The 22,702-nt window shown below is 66.5% G+C and carries 25 protein-coding genes; 17 read left to right on the top strand and 8 right to left on the bottom strand.

Features of this window, described 5'->3' with window-relative positions; genetic code table 11:
• Positions 1-97: 97 nt before the first annotated feature.
• Together ACP7AZ_RS05215 and cysK are read right to left on the bottom strand one after the other, a co-directional pair.
• Entirely contained in the window at positions 98-1,315 is a 1,218-nt protein-coding gene (locus ACP7AZ_RS05215) for a DUF2336 domain-containing protein (RefSeq protein WP_426036737.1), read from the bottom strand.
• A gap of 45 nt (positions 1,316-1,360) precedes the next feature.
• Complete coding sequence (gene cysK, locus ACP7AZ_RS05210) at positions 1,361-2,338, bottom strand: cysteine synthase A (RefSeq protein WP_426036735.1); 978 nt, start codon at positions 2,336-2,338, stop codon at positions 1,361-1,363.
• A 159-nt stretch (positions 2,339-2,497) separates the two neighbouring features.
• Here cysK and ACP7AZ_RS05205 point away from each other — a divergent pair, with 159 nt between their 5' ends.
• The 4 genes from ACP7AZ_RS05205 to ACP7AZ_RS05190 all read left to right on the top strand — a co-directional run bounded on the left by ACP7AZ_RS05205 (position 2,498) and on the right by ACP7AZ_RS05190 (position 5,732).
• Positions 2,498-3,256 (top strand): LuxR C-terminal-related transcriptional regulator, encoded by a 759-nt coding sequence (locus tag ACP7AZ_RS05205; protein ID WP_426036733.1) that lies wholly within the window; start codon positions 2,498-2,500, stop codon positions 3,254-3,256.
• A gap of 160 nt (positions 3,257-3,416) precedes the next feature.
• Positions 3,417-4,190 (top strand): bacteriorhodopsin-like, encoded by a 774-nt coding sequence (locus ACP7AZ_RS05200; RefSeq protein WP_426036731.1) that lies wholly within the window; start codon positions 3,417-3,419, stop codon positions 4,188-4,190.
• A 131-nt stretch (positions 4,191-4,321) separates the two neighbouring features.
• Positions 4,322-5,191 carry a Brp/Blh family beta-carotene 15,15'-dioxygenase gene (locus tag ACP7AZ_RS05195; RefSeq protein WP_426036729.1) on the top strand — a complete coding sequence of 290 codons (870 nt, stop codon included), beginning with the start codon at positions 4,322-4,324 and terminating at the stop codon, positions 5,189-5,191.
• A gap of 25 nt (positions 5,192-5,216) precedes the next feature.
• Positions 5,217-5,732, top strand: coding sequence for a CBS domain-containing protein (locus ACP7AZ_RS05190; RefSeq protein ID WP_426036727.1), 516 nt, complete (start codon positions 5,217-5,219; stop codon positions 5,730-5,732).
• Between the two features lie 241 nt (positions 5,733-5,973).
• Here ACP7AZ_RS05190 and ACP7AZ_RS05185 read toward each other — a convergent pair whose 3' ends face one another.
• Positions 5,974-7,503: a hypothetical protein gene (locus ACP7AZ_RS05185; RefSeq protein ID WP_426036725.1), complete on the bottom strand. Its 1,530-nt coding sequence runs from the start codon at positions 7,501-7,503 to the stop codon at positions 5,974-5,976.
• Positions 7,504-7,672: 169 nt separating this feature from the next.
• On the opposite strand from ACP7AZ_RS05185, the gene fliI reads away from it, so the two are divergent.
• The 4 genes from fliI to ACP7AZ_RS05165 all read left to right on the top strand — a co-directional run bounded on the left by fliI (position 7,673) and on the right by ACP7AZ_RS05165 (position 11,273).
• Positions 7,673-9,016: a flagellar protein export ATPase FliI gene (fliI, locus tag ACP7AZ_RS05180; protein WP_426036723.1), complete on the top strand. Its 1,344-nt coding sequence runs from the start codon at positions 7,673-7,675 to the stop codon at positions 9,014-9,016.
• A 16-nt stretch (positions 9,017-9,032) separates the two neighbouring features.
• Positions 9,033-9,443, top strand: coding sequence for a flagellar export protein FliJ (locus ACP7AZ_RS05175; protein WP_303695216.1), 411 nt, complete (start codon positions 9,033-9,035; stop codon positions 9,441-9,443).
• A 13-nt stretch (positions 9,444-9,456) separates the two neighbouring features.
• Entirely contained in the window at positions 9,457-10,512 is a 1,056-nt protein-coding gene (locus ACP7AZ_RS05170) for an endo-1,4-beta-xylanase (RefSeq protein ID WP_426036721.1), read from the top strand.
• Between the two features lie 122 nt (positions 10,513-10,634).
• Complete coding sequence (locus ACP7AZ_RS05165; RefSeq protein ID WP_426036719.1) at positions 10,635-11,273, top strand: SOUL family heme-binding protein; 639 nt, start codon at positions 10,635-10,637, stop codon at positions 11,271-11,273.
• Positions 11,274-11,378: 105 nt separating this feature from the next.
• Here the strand turns inward: ACP7AZ_RS05165 and ctrA are convergent, their stop codons facing one another.
• Positions 11,379-12,092, bottom strand: coding sequence for a response regulator transcription factor CtrA (ctrA, locus tag ACP7AZ_RS05160; RefSeq protein ID WP_426036717.1), 714 nt, complete (start codon positions 12,090-12,092; stop codon positions 11,379-11,381).
• 344 nt (positions 12,093-12,436) lie between these two features.
• On the opposite strand from ctrA, the gene ACP7AZ_RS05155 reads away from it, so the two are divergent.
• Together ACP7AZ_RS05155 and ACP7AZ_RS05150 are read left to right on the top strand one after the other, a co-directional pair.
• Entirely contained in the window at positions 12,437-12,802 is a 366-nt protein-coding gene (locus ACP7AZ_RS05155) for a chromosomal replication initiator DnaA (protein ID WP_426036715.1), read from the top strand.
• Positions 12,799-13,518, top strand: coding sequence for a DUF6456 domain-containing protein (locus ACP7AZ_RS05150; RefSeq protein WP_426036713.1), 720 nt, complete (start codon positions 12,799-12,801; stop codon positions 13,516-13,518). Before ACP7AZ_RS05155 ends, ACP7AZ_RS05150 begins: the two co-directional genes overlap by 4 nt.
• 86 nt (positions 13,519-13,604) lie before the next feature.
• Here the strand turns inward: ACP7AZ_RS05150 and ACP7AZ_RS05145 are convergent, their stop codons facing one another.
• A complete protein-coding gene (locus tag ACP7AZ_RS05145; protein ID WP_426036711.1) occupies positions 13,605-14,033 on the bottom strand; it encodes a SufE family protein in 429 nt (142 codons plus the stop codon).
• A 189-nt stretch (positions 14,034-14,222) separates the two neighbouring features.
• On the opposite strand from ACP7AZ_RS05145, the gene ACP7AZ_RS05140 reads away from it, so the two are divergent.
• Complete coding sequence (locus tag ACP7AZ_RS05140) at positions 14,223-15,926, top strand: sensor histidine kinase (protein ID WP_426036709.1); 1,704 nt, start codon at positions 14,223-14,225, stop codon at positions 15,924-15,926.
• Between the two features lie 69 nt (positions 15,927-15,995).
• On the opposite strand, the gene ACP7AZ_RS05135 is transcribed toward ACP7AZ_RS05140, so the two are convergent.
• Positions 15,996-16,868, bottom strand: a complete 873-nt coding sequence (locus ACP7AZ_RS05135; protein ID WP_426036707.1) for a hypothetical protein — start codon at positions 16,866-16,868, stop codon at positions 15,996-15,998.
• A gap of 55 nt (positions 16,869-16,923) precedes the next feature.
• On the opposite strand from ACP7AZ_RS05135, the gene ACP7AZ_RS05130 reads away from it, so the two are divergent.
• The 4 genes from ACP7AZ_RS05130 (at position 16,924) to ACP7AZ_RS05115 (ending at position 19,352) form a co-directional block, all read left to right on the top strand.
• On the top strand, positions 16,924-17,250 hold the full coding sequence (locus ACP7AZ_RS05130; RefSeq protein ID WP_426036705.1) for a DUF1491 family protein: 327 nt from the start codon (positions 16,924-16,926) through the stop codon (positions 17,248-17,250).
• A 114-nt stretch (positions 17,251-17,364) separates the two neighbouring features.
• On the top strand, positions 17,365-17,745 hold the full coding sequence (locus ACP7AZ_RS05125; RefSeq protein ID WP_426036703.1) for a hypothetical protein: 381 nt from the start codon (positions 17,365-17,367) through the stop codon (positions 17,743-17,745).
• Between the two features lie 76 nt (positions 17,746-17,821).
• A complete protein-coding gene (locus ACP7AZ_RS05120) occupies positions 17,822-18,241 on the top strand; it encodes a hypothetical protein (protein ID WP_426036701.1) in 420 nt (139 codons plus the stop codon).
• Complete coding sequence (locus tag ACP7AZ_RS05115; protein WP_426036699.1) at positions 18,159-19,352, top strand: hypothetical protein; 1,194 nt, start codon at positions 18,159-18,161, stop codon at positions 19,350-19,352. Before ACP7AZ_RS05120 ends, ACP7AZ_RS05115 begins: the two co-directional genes overlap by 83 nt.
• A 5-nt stretch (positions 19,353-19,357) precedes the next feature.
• Here ACP7AZ_RS05115 and ACP7AZ_RS05110 read toward each other — a convergent pair whose 3' ends face one another.
• Positions 19,358-19,519 carry a hypothetical protein gene (locus ACP7AZ_RS05110; RefSeq protein ID WP_426036697.1) on the bottom strand — a complete coding sequence of 54 codons (162 nt, stop codon included), beginning with the start codon at positions 19,517-19,519 and terminating at the stop codon, positions 19,358-19,360.
• Positions 19,520-19,700: 181 nt separating this feature from the next.
• Here ACP7AZ_RS05110 and ACP7AZ_RS05105 point away from each other — a divergent pair, with 181 nt between their 5' ends.
• Together ACP7AZ_RS05105 and ACP7AZ_RS05100 are read left to right on the top strand one after the other, a co-directional pair.
• Positions 19,701-21,332 (top strand): peptide chain release factor 3, encoded by a 1,632-nt coding sequence (locus ACP7AZ_RS05105; protein WP_426036695.1) that lies wholly within the window; start codon positions 19,701-19,703, stop codon positions 21,330-21,332.
• A 52-nt stretch (positions 21,333-21,384) separates the two neighbouring features.
• Positions 21,385-22,083: a hypothetical protein gene (locus tag ACP7AZ_RS05100; protein WP_426036693.1), complete on the top strand. Its 699-nt coding sequence runs from the start codon at positions 21,385-21,387 to the stop codon at positions 22,081-22,083.
• On the opposite strand, the gene ACP7AZ_RS05095 is transcribed toward ACP7AZ_RS05100, so the two are convergent.
• Complete coding sequence (locus ACP7AZ_RS05095; RefSeq protein WP_426036691.1) at positions 22,084-22,695, bottom strand: YczE/YyaS/YitT family protein; 612 nt, start codon at positions 22,693-22,695, stop codon at positions 22,084-22,086.
• Between the last annotated feature and the right edge of the window lie 7 nt (positions 22,696-22,702).

Below are 22,702 nucleotides of genomic sequence, written 5' to 3'. Positions count from 1 at the left end.
GATGTTCGGCGATGAAAGCAATGCGCCTCCAGACATCGGGCGTCATAATGTTCCGGACAGTCTGGCGAACTATAGTCTCACTTCGATCCGAACCCGCTTAACGACCGAAGTTTTCCGCCAGCGCCATCATGGCCGCGCGTTCTGGCGTTGAATAGTCATCCAGCGCCAGTTCATCACCCTCGCGGATGGCTCTCAGCAGGTCCGGTGACAGGGCCGAGGACAGAGACCAGTTCCAGTAACGCAGCACCGTCTGGGCCCGATCGACAGCCAACATCTCAAAGGTGACCTGCACGCGGTCCCAGTCGGGATGGACCCGGCCGTCCGGCGTGGTCTCTGGGCGACGCACCGAGCGCCAGAGGTTCTGAAGATCGATCCGCGACATGCCGGTGGCCTTGCACAGGATGGCGAGGGGCTCTCCACCGACGTCGCCCATGATCTTGGCGCCGGTCAGAGGCTTGATGCCCGCCAGATAGGCGATCTCCGCCGCGACCTCGCGGTTCAGCCCCTCCCGCGCCGCGACAGTGACCGCGTGTTCCAGGCTGTCGTAGGGGCTCTTGTCGATGGCCGCACGGTTCCGCTGGCGGCGCTCAATAAATTGCAGGGCCTTCCTGGACACCGGATCCTGCCAGCCCTCCTCGGCGGCCATGGCGAAGACGTCCTCGACGACCTCCTGCATGACCTCACGACTGACGGCGAAACGCTGGAGGATGGTCTTCCTGTCCTCGGCCGGCGCCCACCAGAACATCACATAGGCGCCGGACGGACGAAGCTCGGGCCGGCGCAGCAGGTGGCCGCACAGGAGGGGCATCTGGCGGCTCAGTCCCACGATCGCTTCCACTCCGCTCTGCGACAGGCGGGCGGTGGTGTTGCGCAACAGGCATTCGAGAACACCCTGCTCACCGAAGCCGATCAGGGTCTCGGTCACCACCTCGGTCAGGCCGCGGCGGCCTGCCATCAGGAAGCGGTGCTCCGCCCCCGTGTCCCGGGCGCAGGCGACCAGGTCGGCGTCGGTCAGCGACGCGCACTGCTCCAGCAAAAGCCCCGCGATCGCCGGTTCGTCCCTGAGCAGCATCCGCGCCAGGCTGTTCGGCAGTTCGGCCAGCGGGGCCAGTCGCGCCGCCACCCGCTGGCGTTCACGCGGAGCCGCCAATCTCAGCATCTCGACCAGCAGGTCGCCGGTCACCGCGCGTTCGAAGGCGTTCACCCGACTGCCCGGCAGGGAGACGACATCGGCCAGGCGCTTCAGCAACGCATGCCGCGCCCGGAAGGCCGGCTGCGGAGCCTCTTGGTCTGGAACGGGCGCCGGATCGGTCATGATGCCGCCAGCCTAGCGGTGGACGGGTTAACCGCCGGTGACGGCCTATAATCCGTCGAACAGTGCCGTCGACAGGTAGCGTTCGGCGAAACTGGGGATGATGGCGACGATAGTCTTTCCGGCATTCTCGTCGAGGGTCGCCAGGCGGAAGGCGGCGGTCAGGGCGGCGCCGGACGAGATGCCAACCGGGATCCCTTCGACCCGGGCGACCTTGCGCGCCATTTCGAAACTGTCCTCATTGGAGACCTGTTCGACGCCGTCGATGATCGAGCGATCGACGATCGAGGGGATGAAGCCCGCGCCAATGCCCTGGATCTTGTGCGGCCCGGGCTCGCCGCCGCTGAGGACAGGCGAGGCGGTCGGCTCCACTGCGATCATGCGGATCGAGGGCTTGCGGGCCTTCAGCGCCTGGCCAATGCCAGTGATGGTGCCGCCTGTGCCGACCCCGGCGACGACGATGTCCACTGCGCCCGCCGTGTCGTTCCAGATCTCTTCCGCCGTCGTGGACTTGTGGATAGCGGGGTTGGCGGGGTTGTCGAACTGCGCCGGGCTAACGGCGCCCGGCGTGCGTTCGAGCAGTTCGGCGGCCATGGCGATGGCCCCCTTCATCCCCTGCTCCGCCGGGGTCAGCACCAGTTCGGCCCCCAGCAGAGCCAGCATCTTGCGACGTTCGATCGACATCGACTCCGGCATGACCAGGATCAGGCGATAGCCCTTGGCGGCGGCCACGAAGGCCAGGGCGATGCCTGTGTTGCCCGAGGTCGGCTCGATCAGGACACTGCCCGCCGAGATCTTGCCCTCCGCCTCCAGCGCCTCGATCATCGCTACGCCGATCCGGTCCTTCACCGACGAGATCGGGTTGAAGAATTCCAGCTTGGCCAGCACCCGGGCCTTTGGCGAATACTCCGCAGACAGGCGCGGCAGGCCGACCAGAGGTGTGTCGCCGATGGTGTCGATGATCGATGCATAGACCTTGCCGCGGCCTTGGGTGGTGCGGCCGTTTGGGGCGTCGTAGTCGGACATGGGGGGAGAGTCTCCGGCTGGAAATATGCACCATCGAAAACAGGGTGCGGTTCGAGCGCATCATGCGGTTCGACAGGACGCGACCGAGACCGCGCACCCCGTGACATAGGCCGTAGTCCATGGTGCACAAGCCAGAATATCTGATCCCCACCATGCGAAATGCTCGAACCGCTTCCTCACGGAACCGCCCGAGCGAATGCTGACCGGCTCTCTGATTCCGCCCAACCTGCGACGACTGGTTCAGCTTCGCTTTTGCTCTACCCGGGCCTATGCTGTGACCATGGGGACGGCGACGCGGTGATCGACTATGATTTGGACGAGGACGGCAGCGCGCTGTTGTTTTCTATCGTCAACAGTCCGATCGCCTCGGTGATCAGCAATCCCCGCCTGCCCGACAATCCGATTATCGCGGTAAATCAGGCGTTCTGTGACCTGACGGGGTATCGCGACGACGAAATCGTGGGGCGGAACTGCCGCTTCCTGGCCGGACCGGCGACAGAGCCGTGGCTGACAGAACGCATCCGTCAGGGCACGCGGGACCGGAAGCCGACCCTGGTCGAAATCCTGAACTACAAGCGCGATGGACAACCGTTCCGCAACGCCGTCCTTGTCGCACCGGTCTTCCTGCCGGATGGAGAGCTGGAATACTTCATTGGCTCTCAGGTCGAACTGGATCGGGACGCCGTCGGACCTTCGTCCAGTCGTCACCACCATGCGGTCGAGGTGGTGCGGACCCTGTCGCCTCGACAGCGCGAGGTGCTGCAGCAGATCGCCGCCGGTTACCGCAGCAAGCAGATCTCATTCAGCCTGAACCTCAGCGAGAAGACGGTGAAGATGCACCGCGCCCTGATCCTGGAAAAGATCGGCACCCACAATATCGCTGATGCCATTCGGCTGGCGGTCGAGGCCGGCCTTTAGCAAAGAGCCGCCCGATTGGGACCGGAATACGGCCTAAAGGCCGTATGGTGCGACATCGCCCAACTGCTTAACCCTCTGCCACGGCCAAAATCCGGAGTTCGCTGCCTTCGCGCAGTTTCTGATCCGGAGCCAGAAACGCCGATAGCAGAGGATGACTTCAATGCCGACTGTCGAAATCGGGCAATACCTGCTCGTCTACAATGCTTTTTCATTCACATTCGCAACCATGGCGGCGGCGACGCTGTTCCTGTGGTTCGGCCGGTCCCAGGTTGGCCCCGCCTACAAGACAGCCCTGACGATTTCCGGATTGGTGACAGCCATTGCGGCCTATCACTATTTCCGCATCTTCGAGAGCTGGGAGTCCGCCTACGAAGTCCGTAACGGCGTCATCACCGTGACGGGTCTGGCGTTCAACGACGCCTATCGCTACGTCGACTGGCTCCTGACGGTTCCGCTGCTGCTGATCGAGCTGATCCTGGTCATGCGCCTCAGCCAGGAAGAGACGATGTCGAAGTCTCTGAAGCTCGGCTTCGCCGCCGCCCTGATGATCATTCTGGGCTATCCCGGCGAGATCGCCGATGACAACACGACCCGGGCCATCTGGGGCACCTTGTCGAGCATTCCCTTCGTCTACATCGTCTGGGAACTGTTCAAGGGTCTGGGCGCCTCGATCGAGCGTCAGCCTGAAAGCGTGCGCGGATTGATCAAGAAGGCCCGACTGGTGACGTTCGCGTCCTGGGGCTTCTATCCGATGGTCTACATGATCCCCTACACCAACATCGGTGGAGCCGCCGCCGAGACCTATGTCCAGATCGGATATACGATCGCCGACATCATCGCCAAGGCCGGCGTCGGCGTGATGATCTACATCATCGCCGTCCGCAAATCGCGGGTCGAGTACGGTGAAGCCACCCACGAAACCGCTTCGGTCTGATTGACCCAAGCATGACAGGCCCGGGCAGGCTGAGCGCCTGCCCGGGCTTTGTCACAACGGAAGGCACAGTCATGATCTCGTCATCGGGCCACCCAGGCTCTGGAGCGAAGACGCCGCCCGGGGCGCGGCTTATGCTCGGCGCACTGGTTCTGATGCTGGTGGGATTGTGGCTCGGCGTGCCGCTGTCCGGACCGACGGCAACGACCCTGGCCTGTCTGGCCTTGCTGGTCTTCGGACTGCCTCACGGCACCCTGGATCTTGAACTCATTCGCGCTCACTCGTCGGGTCCCTGGACGGGGATGTTGGCGCTGGTGTCGATCTATCTGGCGCTGGCGGCCTCAATGTACGGCCTGTGGCGGGTCGAACCCGTCATGGCCCTGGCCGCCTTCATCGGGATCGCAGTCGTGCATTTCTCGGAAGACTGGCAGGGGGCGGGCTCGGTCCTGTTGAGAGCCGGTCTCGCCCTGGCCCTGTTGTCGGCCCCGACCCTGTTTCACCGGGGTGAGTTGGACACGATCTTCATTGGCCTGACCGACCGGGTCGAGGCAACCATCGTGACGGATGCCCTGATGCTGGTCCTGCCCATCACGATCGGAGTGGGCCTGATCGCCGTGGCGTCCCTGTGGCGCGCTGGCCGGCGTACCCAGGCCCTGGGCGGACTGGCTGCACTGACAGCCATGATCGTCTTGCCGCCCATCTTGGGGTTCGCACTCTACTTCTGCCTGTTCCACTCGCCCCGCCATTTTCACGAAAGCCTGACGACCCTGTCGTGGGTCAACCTTCGACAGTGGTGGGGCGTGGTTCTGCCGCTAAGTCTGGCGGCGGGAGCGGTCGCCGCTCTGATCTTCGGGCTGGAACTGAGAACCGCGCTCCCGGACCGGGTCATGGCGGCCAGTTTTATGACGCTGTCGATCCTGACGGTGCCGCACATGCTGGCCCCGCTGATCGCCGCCCGACTGTCCCGCCAGGACACATTGCTGATTGCCAACCCAACCGCCTGAAATGGGCGCCCCACTGGAGAGAGACATGAAAATCAAGGATAGACCGGAGTTTCGAAGCAAGGCAGCGGTGCTGACTTTTGGTCCAAAAGCGATGGTTTCCGAAGCCATCGCGGTGATGAGCGAGAAGAATTACGGCGCCGCAGTGATCGTTGACGCTGATCGGAGGCCGCTCGGCATCGTCACGGAACGCGATTTCATGCGCCGTCTGCTGAACAAGCGGTTGAACCCCGACGAAACGACGCTCGAACAGATCATGACGATGGACCTGAAGATAGCGGGGGCCGACGACGACCTGCTTGACTGGTTGCGTCTGATGTCCAACGAGCGATTCCGCCACCTGCCAATCGTCGATGACCAGGGCATCATCATCAGTATGATGAGCCAGGGCGACTTCGTCAGCTATACTTGGCCCGAGTTGATGGGACGGTTGGGAGAACAGGCCAGGGCCACGTTCGACATCAGCCCATCGATCGTGCTCATGATCGCCGGCGCCGCCGTCTTCGCCGCATCGGTCGTGACGATCTTTACCCAACTTCGCTGACTTTTGTCTGGGGTGACCCGCGTCAAGCGAAGGAGAAGCTGGCCAAAAGACGCGCCTTTCGGCACCCGCCTTCAACCTTCTGCGTCCTGCTTTCGGCCGCAGTGGCGGGGCCGCCCCGGCTGCAGGAGCAACTGAGTAGTCTGCAAGGGCCGGCGGTCGCCTGCATCGTCGCGGCCTCGGTCGGGGCGATCCTGACGAACGGCCAGGATGAAACCCGCACGGCGGCCGGTCGTCGTGCGGCTCAGGGGGCGCCGAACTGGGGGCGGAACAGCTGGTTGAACACCGCGGGATGGGAGAATCGGGCCTGGCCGCTGCGCCACTGCGAACTGTCGTCCAGCGAGTGCAGCCAGCCCAGCATCACATTGGAGTCGCCCCGCGACCGGGGTCCGCCAAGCGCCCGTTCCACCGCCTCAAGGCCCTCGGCGTCGAGGAAACTCAGCTTGGTCAGCTGCACCGTATTGAAGGCCGGCGCGAACCCATCGACCGTCCACCGCTGGGCCGGGCTCGCATAGGCGTCGTCGACGATGCCGAGTTGCTGGTGATTGAAATCGGCCAAAGTCACTGCATGACCGTTCGGCTGGGCTGAGACCCCGCTCATCACCTCGTCGAAATAGTGGTCCGGCCGGGCCATGTAGTCACGCCATTCCTCGGTCGTCAGACCCGTTGCGCCCCTGACCATATAGTCGAGCGGCTTTTGCAGCAGGGCACCCAGGGCGTCGATCAGGACCTGGGGCAACAGGGCCTCGGCGATCTGCGATGGTGCATAGGCCACCGCGACAGCGAAGTCCGGAGCCCCGGCCATCGACCACAGATGCTGGCGGGCATAGCGATTCAGAATGCTCGCAGCCCCCGCGAAGTCGGCCTGGTCGGGGTAATAGATGATCTTCGCGGAAATCTCGGCGCTGACCGCCGGCCAGGCGCGCAGGCCGGCGTCGATGTCCTCGATCCAGGCCCGCTTGTAGGCGAGGGTCGCCCAGCTCTCCGTGCCGGCATCGACATCGGCCTGCAGCCTGTTCCTCAGCCGCGAGAAGATCAGGGGCGCCGACGCGTTGGTCGCCTCCTCGTCGCCGAGCAGCAGCTGCCGCTCCAGCACGCTGCCCGGACGCGCCGCGACCATCTCGTCATGAATGAAGCCGTCGACGCCGCGGATACTGACCGCCAGATCATGCCGGACCTCCGGCGCGCGCTTGTCAAGATAGCCCTCCATGACGATGTGCCGGATCGCGTTCTGGCGCGGGTCCAGGGTGAAGGCTCCGCCCGAATAATGGTTGACGTAGGTGTGGGCGAAACTGTCGCCGGCCGCATGGGTCAGGAAGCCGCTGACGAAGGCGCGCACCTCGGGCGAGGCGTCCCCGCCATAGGACCGGGTCCACATATGGTTCAGCCATGCATCGCTGCCGATCACGCGGCCGCTGTCATCCTTCGCGACCTCGGGGTGGATGATCTGCTGGCCGGTCATGATGTCCGGATAGGCGTCGGGGCCCAGAACGCCCGCCCGATATCGATCCGGCGCGGCTTTCAGGGCGGCGAGGATCTGGGGCGAAACCGGGAAGTCGCCGAGCGGACCGAGGATCGCCCCCGTGCGCGGATCGACCCGCATGATCGTTACCCGCCCGTCGTCGAGCGCGTCCTGCAGCGCAATCTCCGCCAACTGCATATGGGTGGTCGGCTTCCACGCCAGGGCTAGGCTCGGGGGCAAGGCACTGAGAAGTATCAACAGGATGCCGGCCGCTGCTCGCAGGACGCGGCGCAGTTTGGCGCATTCGTACATGACAACCTTCCCCTAACGCCGTTCGATTTTGCCTCGATCAAGGCCAAGCCGCAACCTTCCGGCCAGCCTGATCATCGATCACCGTCCACAGCCGACCCGCAGGGCTTCACGCCGCGTTAACCACGTTGGACCAGAGGTTAACGCCTCCGTTTCCTCTTGCAGGCCCCCGTTGCTTAACCTCGTCACCGCCGTCGAAGCGATCGATCCGCTGGTCGTCACCGGCAAGGTGGCGGGCGTCAGCGGCCTGCTGATCGAGGCACGCGGCGGCCTGTCGCGACTGGCCGTGGGCGCCCGGGCCGAGATCAGGCGGCGCGGCACGACGCCCCTTCCCGCCGAAGTCGTGGGCTTCCGAGACTCCAAGGCCCTGTTGATGCCGTTCGGCCCCGTCGAGGGCGTGGCCCCCGGCGCTGATATCCACATCATCGGCCAGGCGGCGGCGGTCAATCCGACCAAGGCCTGGCTGGGCCGCATCATCGACGCCTTCGGCCAGCCGATCGACGGCAAGGGCCCCCTGCCGCAAGGCCCTGCCCCGTATCCCCTCCGCGCCTCGCCGCCGCCGGCCCATTCGCGCGGCCGGGTGGGCGAGCGGCTGGATCTCGGGGTCCGTTCGATGGACGTCTTCACCACCACCTGCAGGGGCCAGCGCCTGGGCATCTTCGCCGGGTCCGGGGTCGGCAAGTCGGTGCTGCTGTCGATGCTGGCCAAGCAGGCGACCTGCGACGTCGTCGTGGTCGGCCTGATCGGTGAACGGGGCCGGGAAGTCCGCGAGTTCATCGAGGAAACACTGGGCGAGGAAGGTCTGCGCCGCGCCGTCGTCGTCGTCGCCACCTCCGACGAACCCGCGCTGAAACGCCGCCAGTCGGCTTATATGACCCTGGCCATCGCGGAATATTTCCGGGACCAGGATCTGGAAGTCCTCTGTCTGATGGACTCGGTCACCCGCTTCGCCATGGCCCAGCGCGAGATCGGCCTGGCCGCCGGCGAGCCGCCCACGACCAAGGGCTACACCCCGACCGTCTTCACCGAACTGCCCAAACTGCTGGAGCGCGCCGGGCCCGGCCCCGTCCGGCCCGACGGCACCACCGCCGGGCCGATCACCGCCCTGTTCACCGTGCTGGTCGACGGCGGCGACCATGACGAGCCGATCGCCGACGCCGTGCGAGGCATCCTCGACGGCCACATCGTCATGGACCGCAAGATCGCCGAACGCGGTCGTTTCCCGGCCATCGACGTGCTGAAATCCGTCAGCCGGACCATGCCCGCCTGCCAGACGCCGCCCGAGCGCGAGCTCAACAAGCGCGCCCGCCAGTGCCTCTCGGCCTACGCCTCGATGGAAGAGCTGATCAAGATCGGCGCTTATCGCGCCGGGGCCGACCCGATCACCGACAGGGCCATCGCCCTGAACCCCGCACTCGAGGCCTTCCTGGGTCAGGACAAGGACGACTCCACGCGTCTTTCCGATTCCTTTACCCGCCTGGAGGCAATTCTGAATCAGGGCATGGTCCCGCAGTAGTGACTGGATTTTACGCATGACCGCCTGGGCCCACTCGCTGATCCGCATCTCCAACTACGAGGTCGAGACGCTGCAGAAGCGCCTGGCCGAGATCTCCAGCCGCAAGGTCACCGCCGAGATGCGCCTGGCTGTCCTCGACGCAGAGGTCGAGGTGGAACGCGAGCGCGCCCGGGCCGACGCCGAGGCCAACCTCCTGCTTCAAGCCTATATGGCCGGCTGGAAGGCCCGAAAGGGCGCCGCCGAAAGCGACCTCGTCACCCTCGACGCCGAGGAGGAAGGCGCCCGCGACGCCCTGACCGGCGCCTATTCCGAGCTGAAGAAGTTCGAACACGTCGCTGAAACCACCCGCCTGAACGCCCTCATCGCCGCCGGCAAGCGCGAGACCGCCGCCTTCGACGAGATGGGCCTGCGTCGCCGCAGCGCCTGATCGCCTGCGTGGCATGATCGACCGCCGCGCCCTCCTCGCCTCCGCCCTCGCGTTGGCCGCCTGCGAGAAGAACGCCTCTGCGGCGCCCGCGATCGCGGCGACCCCGCTGAAATCGATCGCTCCCTTTCCCATCGGGACCTCGGCCATGACCGGCCAGTTCGAGGACCGGGCCTGGGTCGACCTCTGCCTGACCCATATCTCCCAGCTCACGCCCGAGTGGGAGATGAAGATGGAGTACATCCTGTCGGAGACCGGCGAATACCGCTGGGACGCGCCCGACCGGATCGCGGAGTTCTGCACGACCCACGGCCTGCGCCTCTTTGGCACGACCCTGATCTGGTATTCACAGGATAGCGCCTTCTTCCGCTCGCTCGACCCGCAGCGGTTCCGCACCGAATACGACCGCTACATCCAGACCGTCGCCCAGAGGTATCGCGGCCGCGCCACCGGCTGGGATGTCGTCAACGAAGCCGTCGCGGAGGACGGCAATGGCCTGCGCTCCTGCCTGTGGTCCGAGGCCCTGGGCCAGGACGGCTACATCGCCCGCGCCTTCGAACAGGCGAAACTGGCCGATCCCGACGCGGTCCTGTTCCTCAACGACTACAATCTGGAGAACCTGCCGACCAAGGGCGCCACCTTCCTGCGCCTGGTCGAGCGTCTGCTGAAGGCCGGCGTCCCCATCGGCGGCATCGGGACCCAGTCGCACCTCGACATCGAGATCCCCGCGGGCCAGACGGCCGCCTTCTTCCGCGAGGCCGCCCGGTTCGGCCTGCCGATCCATGTCTCCGAACTCGACGCCTCTCTCCGCGCCAAGGCCCGTTTCGACACCCGGTCGCAACGCCAAAAGATCGAGCAGCAGACAGCCCGCGTCGCCGAACTGACCTCGGCCTTTATGGACCTGCCGCCCGCCCAACGCTTCGCCTTCACTGTCTGGGGCCTGCGCGACACCGATAGCTGGCTGCGTCGCGACGCCCGCGACGACGGCAAGGACAGCCCCCTGCTTTTCGACGCGGCGGGGCGGGCCAATCCGATGTTCGGCGCCGTGGCCGAAGCGATACGGGCTGGATGATCCGTCCACGAACTCCGTTCGTGGAAAGGGCCGCCGTGGCCAAAGAGCGCGGGTCATCCGCTGGGCCGATCCGTGCGCTAAGGTAACCAGCGATGCTACGCTCGTTGAACAAGGCTTCTATCATGAGACATGGGCTGGTCGCCGTCGGTGCGGCCCTTATGACGACCGCCTGTTCAACGGTTGGCGTGCGATCCGGCACGGAGGAGCCAGCCTATCAAAGCGTCGCAACCGTCGGCGAGATCGACATCCGCCTGTATGGGGAGCGAATAGCCGCCCAGACCGAGGTTACGGGCAACAGCGACGCCGCCCGCAACCAGGGCTTTCGGCGTCTGGCAGGCTACATCTTCGGCGGAAATGCGGAGCGAGCCTCCATCGCGATGACAGCCCCGGTCTCACAGGCCGGCACGGGCGGCTCACAGACGATCGCCATGACCGCGCCCGTGGCCCAGACCCCGTCCGGGGTCGACCGCTGGACAGTCCAGTTCTTCATGCCGGCTGCCTATGCGATGGCCGAACTGCCGATTCCGAACGACCCGACAGTCGAGCTGGTCGTCGTCCCGGCCGAAACCTATGCGGTGGTGAGATTCAGCGGCGTCGGCTCAGTGCGCGCCGTGGAGACGCACAAGGCCCAGTTGTTGGCCGGACTGGCCGGCAGTGGATGGACCGTCCTTGGAGAGCCGGTAGTCTGGTTCTACGACCCGCCCTGGACCCTGCCGCCGATGCGCCGCAACGAGGTCGCGATCAGGGTCGAGCCGAGATAGAGTCGGGGCTCGGCACAGACGGCCGACCCGACCGCTCCTGAAAGCAAAACACCCGCCGGTCTCCCGGCGGGTGTTTCTGTGTTCAGCGCCGAGAGCCGAAGTGGATCAGGCGGCTGCGCTCTGCGGAGCAGGCGCCGACGTCTCCGACGGATCGCGCAGGACGTAGCCGCGGCCCCAGACAGTCTCGATATAGTGTTTGCCGCCGGCGGCCGTGGCCAGCTTCTTGCGCAGCTTGCAGATGAAGACGTCGATGATCTTCAGCTCGGGCTCGTCCATGCCGCCGTACAGGTGGTTCAGGAACATTTCCTTGGTCAGGGTCGTACCCTTGCGGAGCGAGAGCAGCTCCAGCATCTGGTATTCCTTGCCCGTCAGGTGGACGCGGTGGCCGTGCACCTCAACCGTCTTGCCATCCAGGTTCACGGCGATCTCGCCGGTGTGGATGATGGCCTGGGCGTGGCCCTTGGAGCGACGGACCACGGCGTGGGTGCGCGCGATCAGCTCGTCCTTGTGGAAGGGCTTGGTCATGTAGTCGTCGGCGCCGCCGCCGAAGGTCTTGACCTTGGTCTCGATCTCGGTGGAACCCGACAGGATCATGACGGGCGTGTTGACCTTGCCGACACGCAGCTGGCGCAGGACTTCAAGGCCGCTCATATCCGGCAGGTTCAGATCAAGTAGAATGAGATCGTAGTCATAGATCTTGCCCAGATCGATGCCTTCTTCACCCAAGTCCGTCGTGTAGACGTTGAAGCCTTCGGACTTCAGCATCAGCTCGATGCTCTGCGCTGTCGCATGATCGTCTTCGATAAGCAGAACGCGCATTCATGCCCCTCCAGGCAAAAGCTAGACCATATGGCCCGATGGGAAGTTCCGGGTAACCTTGTTCCGGAGTTAACCGGTCAAAACCTTAAGAACCGTTAACGGCACCCCATGAAGGCGAATCTAGGCTGATTTGCGAATCGACGTCGAGAGTCACGATTCAACGATTCGAATTATTTCAAAGGCCGGCGTTCGGCAGGCTGGATTCGCCTTGGTCCTGGCCATGCGCGCCCCACCACGACTGGAGATACGACCGCTTCTGACGTCGAACAGGATAATGTTCCTACCGTCCCGTTTTACCGCCCCAGAATGGGGACGTCGCGCGCATCGGGATCGGGAGAGACGTCTTGAATACACCCTATCGGATCATCGTGTCGTCGGAGGATCGCGACCGGGCCGACCTGGTCCAGCAGATCGTGGCCCTGCGGCTCGGCACGCCGATGGAAACCCTGCAACGCAAGGCCCGGCTGACACAGTCGGCGCTCCGGACGCGGCGGGTGTCTCTTTACCTGGCCCATGTGGCGCTCGGCTGGCCGCTGGAACGGGTCGGCCACGCCTTCGGGATCAACCGCCAGACGGTCGGGACGGCCTGCACCCGGATCGAGCAGGCGCGAGACGAGCCGCATCTGAACGACCTGCTGGATCAGCTGGCCGAGACCATCCAGACGCTGTGCGAGACGCCGCCGGTCACCGACCTGCCGGAGGTGGCGTGAGCGGCCCGACGGCGCGGGCGCGAGGCCTTCTGGCGCGCGGCGGCTGGATCGATGTCGCGGGGCCCGAAGGAACCTATGCCCTGCGCGTCGGCGGCGACCGGAGAGCGCGTGCGACGATGACGCTCAATGAAACCACCTTCCGGGACTTGATCGAGACCCCCGGCCTGAAGGCACGCGCCGGCGGCGGCGGCTGGATCGGGCGGGCGGCCCCGACAGTATCCTCGACGCCGCCCCCGGGAGCACCCGGCCGGATCGAGGGCGAGCGGCCGATCATGGATCCCGACGGCCGCCTCACCCTGCGTCGCGCCAACCTGGGGGAAAGCCCCATCGCCTGGCTGGCCCGTCGCAAGGATGCCGACGGTCGCCCATGGCTGACCCCGGCCGAGATCGCCGCGGGCGAACGCCTCAGGCTGGACGACGAACTCTCCCGGTCCGGCCCCTCCCTGACGATGCGCTGGGACGCCCTGCCGCGCACGGGCGGCAGCGGCTCGTCGGCCCGGGTCGAACCCGGCGACCGGGCCATCGCCGCCGGTCAGCGGCTCGCGCGCGCGCTCGCATCACTGGATCCGCGAACGCACGCGATCGTCGAACAGGTCTGCATCCGCCAGGGCAGCCTTCAACTCGCCGAACGGGAGGCAGGACTTCGCCGACGTGAGGGGAAGACGGTTCTCAAGGCAGGGCTTCGAAGGCTCGCGGACCACTACCGGATCGGCTGACCCGATAATCGGAAAGAAGCGCCTTTGGTTACCCTGAATCGTGTCGCCACGCCTCTGCGCCGACCGCGCGGAGTGCGTGCGGGAGCTTACCCGGCCGCAATGGCTTCCTGCCGGATCCGCCCCACCATGGCGTTGAGGCCGTTCGCCCTCTGTCGGGTCAGGGCCTGGGGCAGGCCCAGCCGGTCCAGCGCCGCCCTGGCGTCGAAGGCCAGAATCTGGGTCGCAGGACGGCCCGAATAGAGTTTCAGCAACAGGGCGACATTGCCCTTGGAAATGGCGCTGTCCGAGTCGGCGCGGAACGTCAGCCGGTCACCGTCGCGCCCCGACGCCAGCCAGACCTGCGCCGCACAGCCCGGCACCTTGTTGGCCTCGGTCCGGTCGGTGTCCGGCAGCGGGGCCAGATCCTTGCCCAGGTCGATGACGTAGGCGATGCGCTGTTCCCAGTCCTCCAGCACCTCGAAGTCCTCGGCCAGTTCGTCCAGAGTTGCGTCGATGCTGTCGGCGGGTTCGGTCATGGGTCGCCAGATAGGCCGCGCGCCGGTTAACGACAACCAGCCCGTCCATCCCCAGTTGCGAGCCTCGCCCCCCACTGACGGAGTCGCCTCCTACGGGTGCGGGCTTTAGACGACTCGGCTGCGACGCTAGTCTGCGCGGTCGGCGCGCTCCCCTGACCGGCTCCTCGCCAAGGCCGCCCGGACACCTGTTTGAACCCTGTCCCCAACCCTGACCCGGACGCCTCTCCACGGCCCGCGCGCGCGGTGGGCGAGGGCCTGTCCGCCCTGACGGCCTGGCACGCGGCCTGGGCCGCGGGCGCCGCGCTGTCCGCCATGTCGGGCGCGGGCCTGGGCTGGTTCGGCGGCTCGGCGATTTTCGGCGCGACGGCCATGGTCTTGCCCGGACTGGCGGGACTGGCCCTGCTGTGGCGAGATGGCACGGGCGAGCGGGCGCTGCTGCTGGTTGTCTGGACCCTGGCGGCCGTCGCCGCAGCGATGTTGTCGGGCGGGCTGGCCGGGCCGCTGGTGGGCTATGTAATCATGCCGTTCGTCGCGGCCCTGGCGCTGGGCGGACCCCGCCACGGCGTGCGGCTGGCACAGGCTGGCGCGATCGGCGCGGGCGTCGCGGCCCTGGGCGGCCAGCTGTCGGCCCTGCTGATCGGGCCGCCGGGAGGCGGGCCGTTACCGGCCTCGATCTCCGTCATCCTCGCCACGGTCGCCGCCGTCCTGGCCGTGACGCTGGCCTGGCGACTGCGCGAGAACAAGCTGAACGCCGCCGAGGCGATGACCCTGCGTGTCGAGACCCTGTTGGCCGCCCAGCCCGGGCTGACCCTCGTACTGGAGCCATCGGGCCGGGTGCTGGCCGCCTACGGCTCGGCCCCGCCCGCGCTGGAGCCTCAGACCCTGTTCCAGTCCGGTCTGTTCGCGGCGGTCCACGCCCCCGACCGCCCCGCGATCCTCGCCGCCATCGACCGCGCCCTGGCAGGACAGGAGGGTCAAGCCCAGGTCGCCCCTCGCATCGCACTGGACCGCCGCGTCAATCTGATCATCCGCCGCATGGACGACGGCGACGGCGGCGCGCGCGTGATAGCGCAGGCCTTCGACGCCACCCGCCAGTTCGCCACCGAGATCGGTCTGGAAGCCGCCCGCGCGGAGGCAGAGGCGCGCGACACCGGCAAGACCCGCTTCCTCGCCAATATGTCCCATGAGCTGAGGACGCCGCTGAACGCCGTGCTTGGCTTCTCCGACATCATGCGCCAGCGCCTCTTCGGTCCCCTGCCCCAGAAATACGCCGACTATGCCGACAGCATCCATGAGGCGGGCGGTCACCTGCTGGACCTGATCAACGACGTGCTGGACGTGTCCAAGATCGAGGCCGAGCGCTACGAGCTGTCGCGCGAATCCTTCGATGCGCGCGAAGTGGTCTCGGCGGCGGTCGCCCTGGTGCGGGTCACCGCGACGGACAAGGGCGTGGGTCTGTCCAGTCTGGTCCCGGACGAACCCCTGGCCGTTGAAGCCGACCGCCGCGCGCTGAAGCAGATCACGCTGAACCTGTTGTCCAATGCCATCAAATTCACCCCGGCGGGCGGATCGGTGACCCTGACCCTTGAGGTCATCGGCCCCTATCTGGAGCTGGTCGTCTCAGACACCGGCGTCGGCATCGCCGCCAAGGATTTGAAGCGGCTGGGTCGTCCGTTCGAACAGGCCGGTGCCGTCGAGCAGAAGGTCCAGGGCACCGGCCTCGGCCTGTCGCTGGTCCGATCCCTGGCCGAACTCCACGGCGGCCGGATGAGCCTGGACTCGACCCTGGGCGAAGGCACGGCGGTCACGGTGCGGCTGCCGGTGGCCGTCGCCGTCCGCCCGGAGGCGCCGGAGGGCGGGGCGGAGGTCATCCCGTTCAACGCAGGCGGTTAGAGCCTGATCGTTTGAGACGGAGGCGCTGCGGGCTTCTGTCGAAAGCGTGACTTAGGCTCTCGCTGAGATCTAGACCGTCCCCAGCGCCACGAACGCTCGCGCCGCCGCGAAGTCCCCGGCCTCGAAGGTGGCGGTCGCCACGCTGCCGTCGCGGAACAGGAACTCGATCAGGAAGGGCTCGCGCGGGTCGAGGCGGGACAGGCGGTCGCCGGCAGCGGCGGGGAAGGTCCAGGTCTCGCCCTGGGTCTTGCCCATGGCCAGCAGGGTGGCCGCGGCCGGGGCGGTTCCGGCGGACCAGACTTCCTGGCGCGCGCTCTCGGGCGGCAGGACCGCGCGGCCGGCGGCGGTCAGCCACGGACGCGCGGCCAGGGCTGGGTCGCGCATCACCATCCGCGCCGCATAGGGACGCGGGCGTCCGACGAAGGAGACGACGGCGGACAGGGTCTCTTGACCCTCGGCCGAAGCGCCAAGGCCGAACCGTACGGGTGAGGCGCCGGTCACCGAGGTCTGAACCAGACGCCAGGTCGCGGCCTCGCGGCGGACGCGGTCGGCGGTCCAGGTCGCATGGTCGCTGTTGAAATCCATGCGCGGGATACGCTGCCAGCCGGCGAAGGCGTCGGCGACCCTATCACGCACCATGGCCAGTTCGGGATTGGCGCAGGATACCTGACGCGCCCGCGACCGGGCCCGACTGGCGGTGGCCTGCAGCGTCGTCTCGGCGGTTCCTGCACGCAGGGCCGCGCCCCGCGACTGCAGGGTCGCCGCCGACAGGGCCCCGGCGACGGGCGCCCGGAACAGCTGGCATTTCTCGTGCGCGGCGAGGACGAAGGTCCGGTCGTAGAACGTCCCTGTGCCGTCGGCGAAGGCGGCCACGGGGATCCCCGCCATCATAACGGCGGCGGTGATGGCTCTGGCGATGCGGGTTGAATGGCCTATCCTCATGAGCTCACCGTAACGCCACGTCGTTCCGGTCCCGTTTCCGAGCAGGGTTACCGATTTGCTTCTGAACTCAGACCTGTGGGTCGGCGCCCTGATCCGCCGCGCCCAGATCGAGGGGGCCAACGCCACCGTCGTGCGCAAGGGCGACATGCGCGCCGGCACCGTGATCGTGAAGGCCTACAATACGTCGGAGCGGACGGCGCATCTCTATAGCGAGGCGTTCGGCCAGGACGGCGAACGCCTGTGGATCCAGCCAGTGACCGGGACCGAGAGCGAGCTGGACGCCTATATCGAACGCCAGCGCGCCTATGACCCCGACCTCTGGGTGGTCGAGGTCGAGGACCGACAAGGTCGGCACTTCATCACCGAGAAGATCCAGGACTGAGCCGACCGTCGCCGGTCGCAAATCCTTAACGACGTTCGGGAACGGAACCGAAAACCACTGGGGTCTAGGGTCAGGGTGTCGGCGAGAAACGTCGGCGTCAGGCGAGTGCCCAATATGCTGTTTCTCATGAACGACGTGGTGTTCGACCTGAACGAGGCCTCCCCGGTCACGTCGGCCGACGCGCGCCGGTTCGAGAAACTGGGCTTCGACTACCTGATGGAGCTCGGTTGCGAGTTGTTCGCCGAGGACCCGCTGCTGCACCGCAACGACCCGGAACGGGCGCGGCGTCTGGCCTGGCTGATCCACGATCGCTCGCCGGACGTGAACGCCGCCCTGTTCGCGGCGCCCGAGACCGACTGCGACCCAGCCCTCGTCGAACCCCTGTTCTGCGCCCTGCCCGCCACCGTGCTGGACCAGCTGATGTCGCGCGGCCGCAAGGGCAAGCTGGACGCGGTCGCCGCCGACCGCGCGGTCTGGGGTCGCATGGCCGCCTGACGCCAGACCGGCAATGCCTGCACTTGTCTATCGGACGCACGCCCCGCTAGGTTGAAAACCTCCTCGGAGTTCAGTCATGCGTATCTCGGTCGCCCTGCAAGGTCTTGCGCTCGCCCTGGGCCTTGTCCTGTGCGCCGCCGCGCCGGCTCGCGCCGACTTCCTGCGCGCCGAGACCGAGCATTTCGTCATCCAGGGCGAGGTCAGCCGCGGCGACATCACAGAATACGCCCGCAAGATCGAACGATTCCACGAGATGCTGGTAATGTTCCGGCCGCCCGAGACTGACGAGCTCGAGGCGCCGAAGCTGTGGATCTATCTGGCAGCCAACAACGCGACGATGCGGCAGGTCTGGCCCGGTGTGCCGACGACGGTGGGGGGGGTTCTACAGCCGCAACGACGGCCGGATCTACGCGGTGGTCGATCTGAGCAACGAGAACAGCGACACGATCCTGTTCCACGAATACGCCCACCATTACATGTTCCAGTACCACAATGAGGCCTACCCGGCCTGGTTCGTGGAAGGGTTCGCCGAATATCTGGCGCCCTCGGACCTGCGGATGGGGCGCATGCGGTACGGTCTGTGGAGCGAGGGGCGACTGAATTCCCTGGCCCAGACGAACGGCTGGATCCCGATGCGCACCGTACTGAGCGCGCGGCCCAATCTGGGCTCCCGGCAAGGTTCCGCCTACTACGCCCAGGCCTGGCTGCTGACCCACTACATGCTCGGCACGCCGGAGCGGAAACGCCAGTTCAGCGCCTATCTGGCCGCCGTCGGACGAGGCGAGGAGTCGATCGCAGCCTTCGAGGAACAGACGGGTCAGACCCCCGAGCAACTGACGACCAGCTTGCGTTCCTATCTGGGGCGCGGCGTGACGGTCTACACCCTGACCCAGTCCTTCCCGGTGGCGGAGGTGACCGTGACCGCCCTGCCGGCGAGCACGGAGGACGCGATCTGGCTGGATCTGCGTTCGATGCGCTCGCTCGGCGATGACAAGGACGCCCTGCTCCAGCGAGTTCATGCGATGGCCGCGCGGCATCCGGGCGAGCGGCTGCCGACAGTGACCCTGGCCAAATACCTCATCAAGGCCGAACTGCCCGCAGAGGCGATCAGGACGCTGGAACCGGTGATCGCTGCGGACTCTGCTGATGCGGAGGCTCTGTGGCTGATGGCCAGCGCGGAGATGGACGTCGCCGACGAGACTGAGGACGCCGTCGCGCGCACGGCCCTGATGCGTCAGGCACTCCGTCGTCTGGGCGCCGCCTATGAGGCCGATCCGTTCGACTTCAGGATCTACATGGCGATGTCGCGGAACCGCCAGGGCGCGCCCGGCTACCCCAGCGACAACGACCTCACGATCGCGGAGTCAGCCTACCGCCTGGCGCCCCAACTGGGTTCGACGGCGATGCGGGCTGCGCAGGTTTTAATGGCCAAGGAAAAGTATCTCGAGGCGGTTCAGCTCCTGTCGCCGCTGGCGAACAACCCGCACGACGGCGGCGACCTTACCTCGGTGCGCGATCTTCTGGCGCAGACACGGGAGCGCGCCGGTCTGGAGCCGCTATCGACAGAAGCGCCGCCTGCTGTCGAGGAGACCGAACCGGCCGACTGACGTCCCTACATCAGGACGTTGAACACCACATGCACGAAGCCCGCCGCCCCGATGATCACGCCGAAGCCTGCGAGCAGGCAGATTGCGGGGTGAAACTCGCGTTCCGTGAACCGCTTGGACGGCGCCCGGACGGTCGAAACGCGGTGTGCTGAATCCAGCATAGCCATGGCCGTTTCCTTCTTCCCTGCGGCGTCCGGCTCATGTCCGGATCGTCTCGCATTCGAAGGATGACCCCAAAGACCCTCATTAGCGAGGGGATTTAGCCTGCACTATCGACACATCTTCGAGAGCCGGCGAAGGCGCCCGCCCGCGTGACTTTGGCGCCATCGCGCGCTACCTCCCGCCCCCATGTCGAAACTGACCCTCGATCAGGAGGCCGCCCGCAGGCGGACCTTCGCCATCATCGCGCACCCCGACGCCGGCAAGACGACGCTGACGGAACATATCCTGCTGTCCGGCGGGGCCATCCGGGCGGCCGGCGCGGTGCGGGCACGCGGCGAGAACCGTCGGACCCAGTCCGACTGGATGAAGATCGAGAAGGAGCGCGGCATCTCCGTCTCCGCCTCGGTCATGACGTTCGAGCACGACGGCAAGATGTTCAACCTGCTCGACACGCCCGGCCACGAGGACTTCTCGGAAGACACCTACCGCACCCTGACCGCCGCCGACTGCGCCATCATGGTGCTGGACGCCGCCAAGGGTATCGAACCGCAGACGCTGAAGCTGTTCGAGGTTTGCCGCCTGCGCGACATCCCGATCATCACCTTCATCAACAAGCTGGACCGCGAGGCCCAGGACCCGATGGCCCTGCTGGACGAGATCGCCTCGCGCCTGCAGCTCGATCCCTCCCCGATCTGGTGGCCGGCCGAGAGCGGCAACCGCCTGCGCGGCATGGTCGAGATGGGCACCGGCCGCTTCCAGCCCTACGCCAAGAAGCCGGCCGGCTCGAAGGATGAAGTGCCGCATCCGGACGCCCTGCCGCTGGCCGACGCCGGTGAGTATTTCGAGGCGGGCGAACATCAGGCCCTGATGGACGCCAAAGAACTGGTCGAGGGCGGCTACCCGGCGTTCGACCGCCAGGCCTTCCTCGAAGGCCATATGACCCCGGTGCTGTGGGGTTCTGCGCTGCGCCACTTCGGCATCGACGAGCTTCTGGCCGCCATTGGCGACTGGGCGCCGCCGCCCAAGACCATGCCGGCGCTCAAGGAAGCCCCGCCAGAGACCCGCAACGCCCCCGCCCCCTTGGAACTGACGGTCGAGCCGGGCAATGCCGAGGTCACCGGCTTCGTCTTCAAGGTCCAGGCCAACATGGACCCCAACCACCGGGACCGCATCGCCATGTTCCGCATGGCCTCGGGCAGCTTCAAGCGCGGCATGAAGCTGAAGGTCCAGAACACCGGCAAACAGCTGTCGGTGAACGCCCCCATCATGTTCTTCGCCTCCGACCGCGAACTGGCCGACGACGCCTTCGCCGGCGACGTGATCGGCATCCCCAACCACGGGGTCCTGCGGGTCGGCGACAGCCTGTCTGAAAGCGGCCTGATCCGCTTCGCCGGCCTGCCCAATTTCGCGCCCGAGATCCTGCAGCGTGTCCGGGTCAAGGATCCGCTCAAGGCCAAGCACCTGAAGAAGGCGCTCGACGGCCTGGCCGAGGAAGGCGTCACCCAGCTGTTCCGCCCCGAGATCGGCGCGGACTTCATCGTTGGCGCCGTGGGCCAGCTGCAGTTCGAGGTCATGGCCGACCGGCTGGGCGAGGAATACGGGCTGGAGGTCATCTTCGAACACAGCCCCTATGCCGAGGCCCGCTGGATCGACGGGGAGAAGGTCGACGTCGAGGACTTCATGTCCAAATACCGCGGCCAGATGGCCCGCGACATCGACCAGGCCCCGGTCTTCCTGGCCAAGTCGAGCTGGGAGACCGGCTATGTGATGGAGCGGTTCCCGAAGGTGGCGTTCACCAAGACGAAGGAACGCGGCTGAACCTCTGTCGCCTGCCATCGTTTTGTCGTTCAGGCATGATCGACAGGACGACATGATCGAACGAGCGAAGACCTGCGGAACGACCCTGGCTCTGGCGACCGGAGCCCTGCTTCTTGCGAACGCCGCATCGGCTCAGCAAGGCCAGAGCTCGGCGACGACCCGGTCGCTGAACATCGCACCGGCCCAATCGACTCTCACGCCCCGCCCCAATGCCCAGCCGCCACTGAGTGTCGCCGAACGCCCGCAACCCGCTCCTCTCCAACCCACGGGGCCGGCGACGACGCCATCCAGCGACCGCACTCTGGAAGACCTGCTGGGTTCCACACGGGACCAGACCCCTGAAGTCGCCGAACGCCCCGCTGGCGTCACCCTAGCGCCCGGCGAGACCGAGCCCGAGCCCATCCCCATGACCCTTGGCTACTACGTTCGGGGCGACAAGGACTGCGACCAGGTCTGGCCCGGCGAGGGCGACCTGGCCTTCGTGACCCCGACCGCATTCACCATCGACTTCGGCGGCTGCGAGCCGGGCCAGTTCCTCCAGACCGGGCCGAACAGTTGGGGCGAGGCCCAGCGTTGCAGGACCGAACGCGGCGGCGACGCGGGCGCCTACAACGTCACCTATGAGGTCATCGGCACGGATGTCATCAAGCGCACCGCCCGGCTGGGCGACGATGTCGACAGCGCCGAGGACGACCTGTGGAATTTCTGCCGTCTGGACGACGTGCCGGAGAACGCCCGCTTCGGTTCCTGATCAGGGCGTAGCAGGGGCGGAGACGGGCGCTCTCTCAAGTCGGATCTCGAACATCGGCAGGAAGATCTGCAGCAGCGGCCCGTTCGACAGGGCGTAGGCCACTGTGCCGACCCCGATCGTGCCGCCCAGCATCCAGCCCATGCCGAGCACCAGCCCCTCGATCGCCATCCGCACCCAGCGGACTTCCCAGCCCGTCAGTCGCACGCCACCGGTGGTCAGGCCGTCGCGCGGCCCCGGTCCCAGGCCCGCGCCGATATAAGCCCCGGTCGCCGCGCCGTTCAGCAGGATGGCCGCGACCAGAAACCCGATCTGCAGCGCCAGACCGTTGATCTCGGGCAGTAAGCGCAGGCTGACATCCGCCACCGTGCCGATCACCAGCACATTGGAGATCGTCCCCACCCCCGGCTTCTGCCTCAACGGGATCCAGATCAGCAGCACCAGGGCGCCGACGACATTGACGACCAGACCCAGGCTGAGCCCCGTCATCTCGGATAGACCCTGATGGAAGACGCTCCACGGATTCAGCCCGAGGTCGGCTCGGACCATGAGGGCGAGCGACCCTCCGTAGAGAAGCAGACCGATCTGGAGCTGGATGAAACGACGGATGAACATGGATAGA

Origin of the sequence: Brevundimonas sp. DC300-4 (genome assembly GCF_049897365.1) — a bacterium.
Lineage (GTDB): Bacteria > Pseudomonadota > Alphaproteobacteria > Caulobacterales > Caulobacteraceae > Brevundimonas.
The sequence above is the reverse complement of the archived record's forward strand: the minus strand, read 5'-3'. Positions and strand labels throughout refer to the sequence as shown.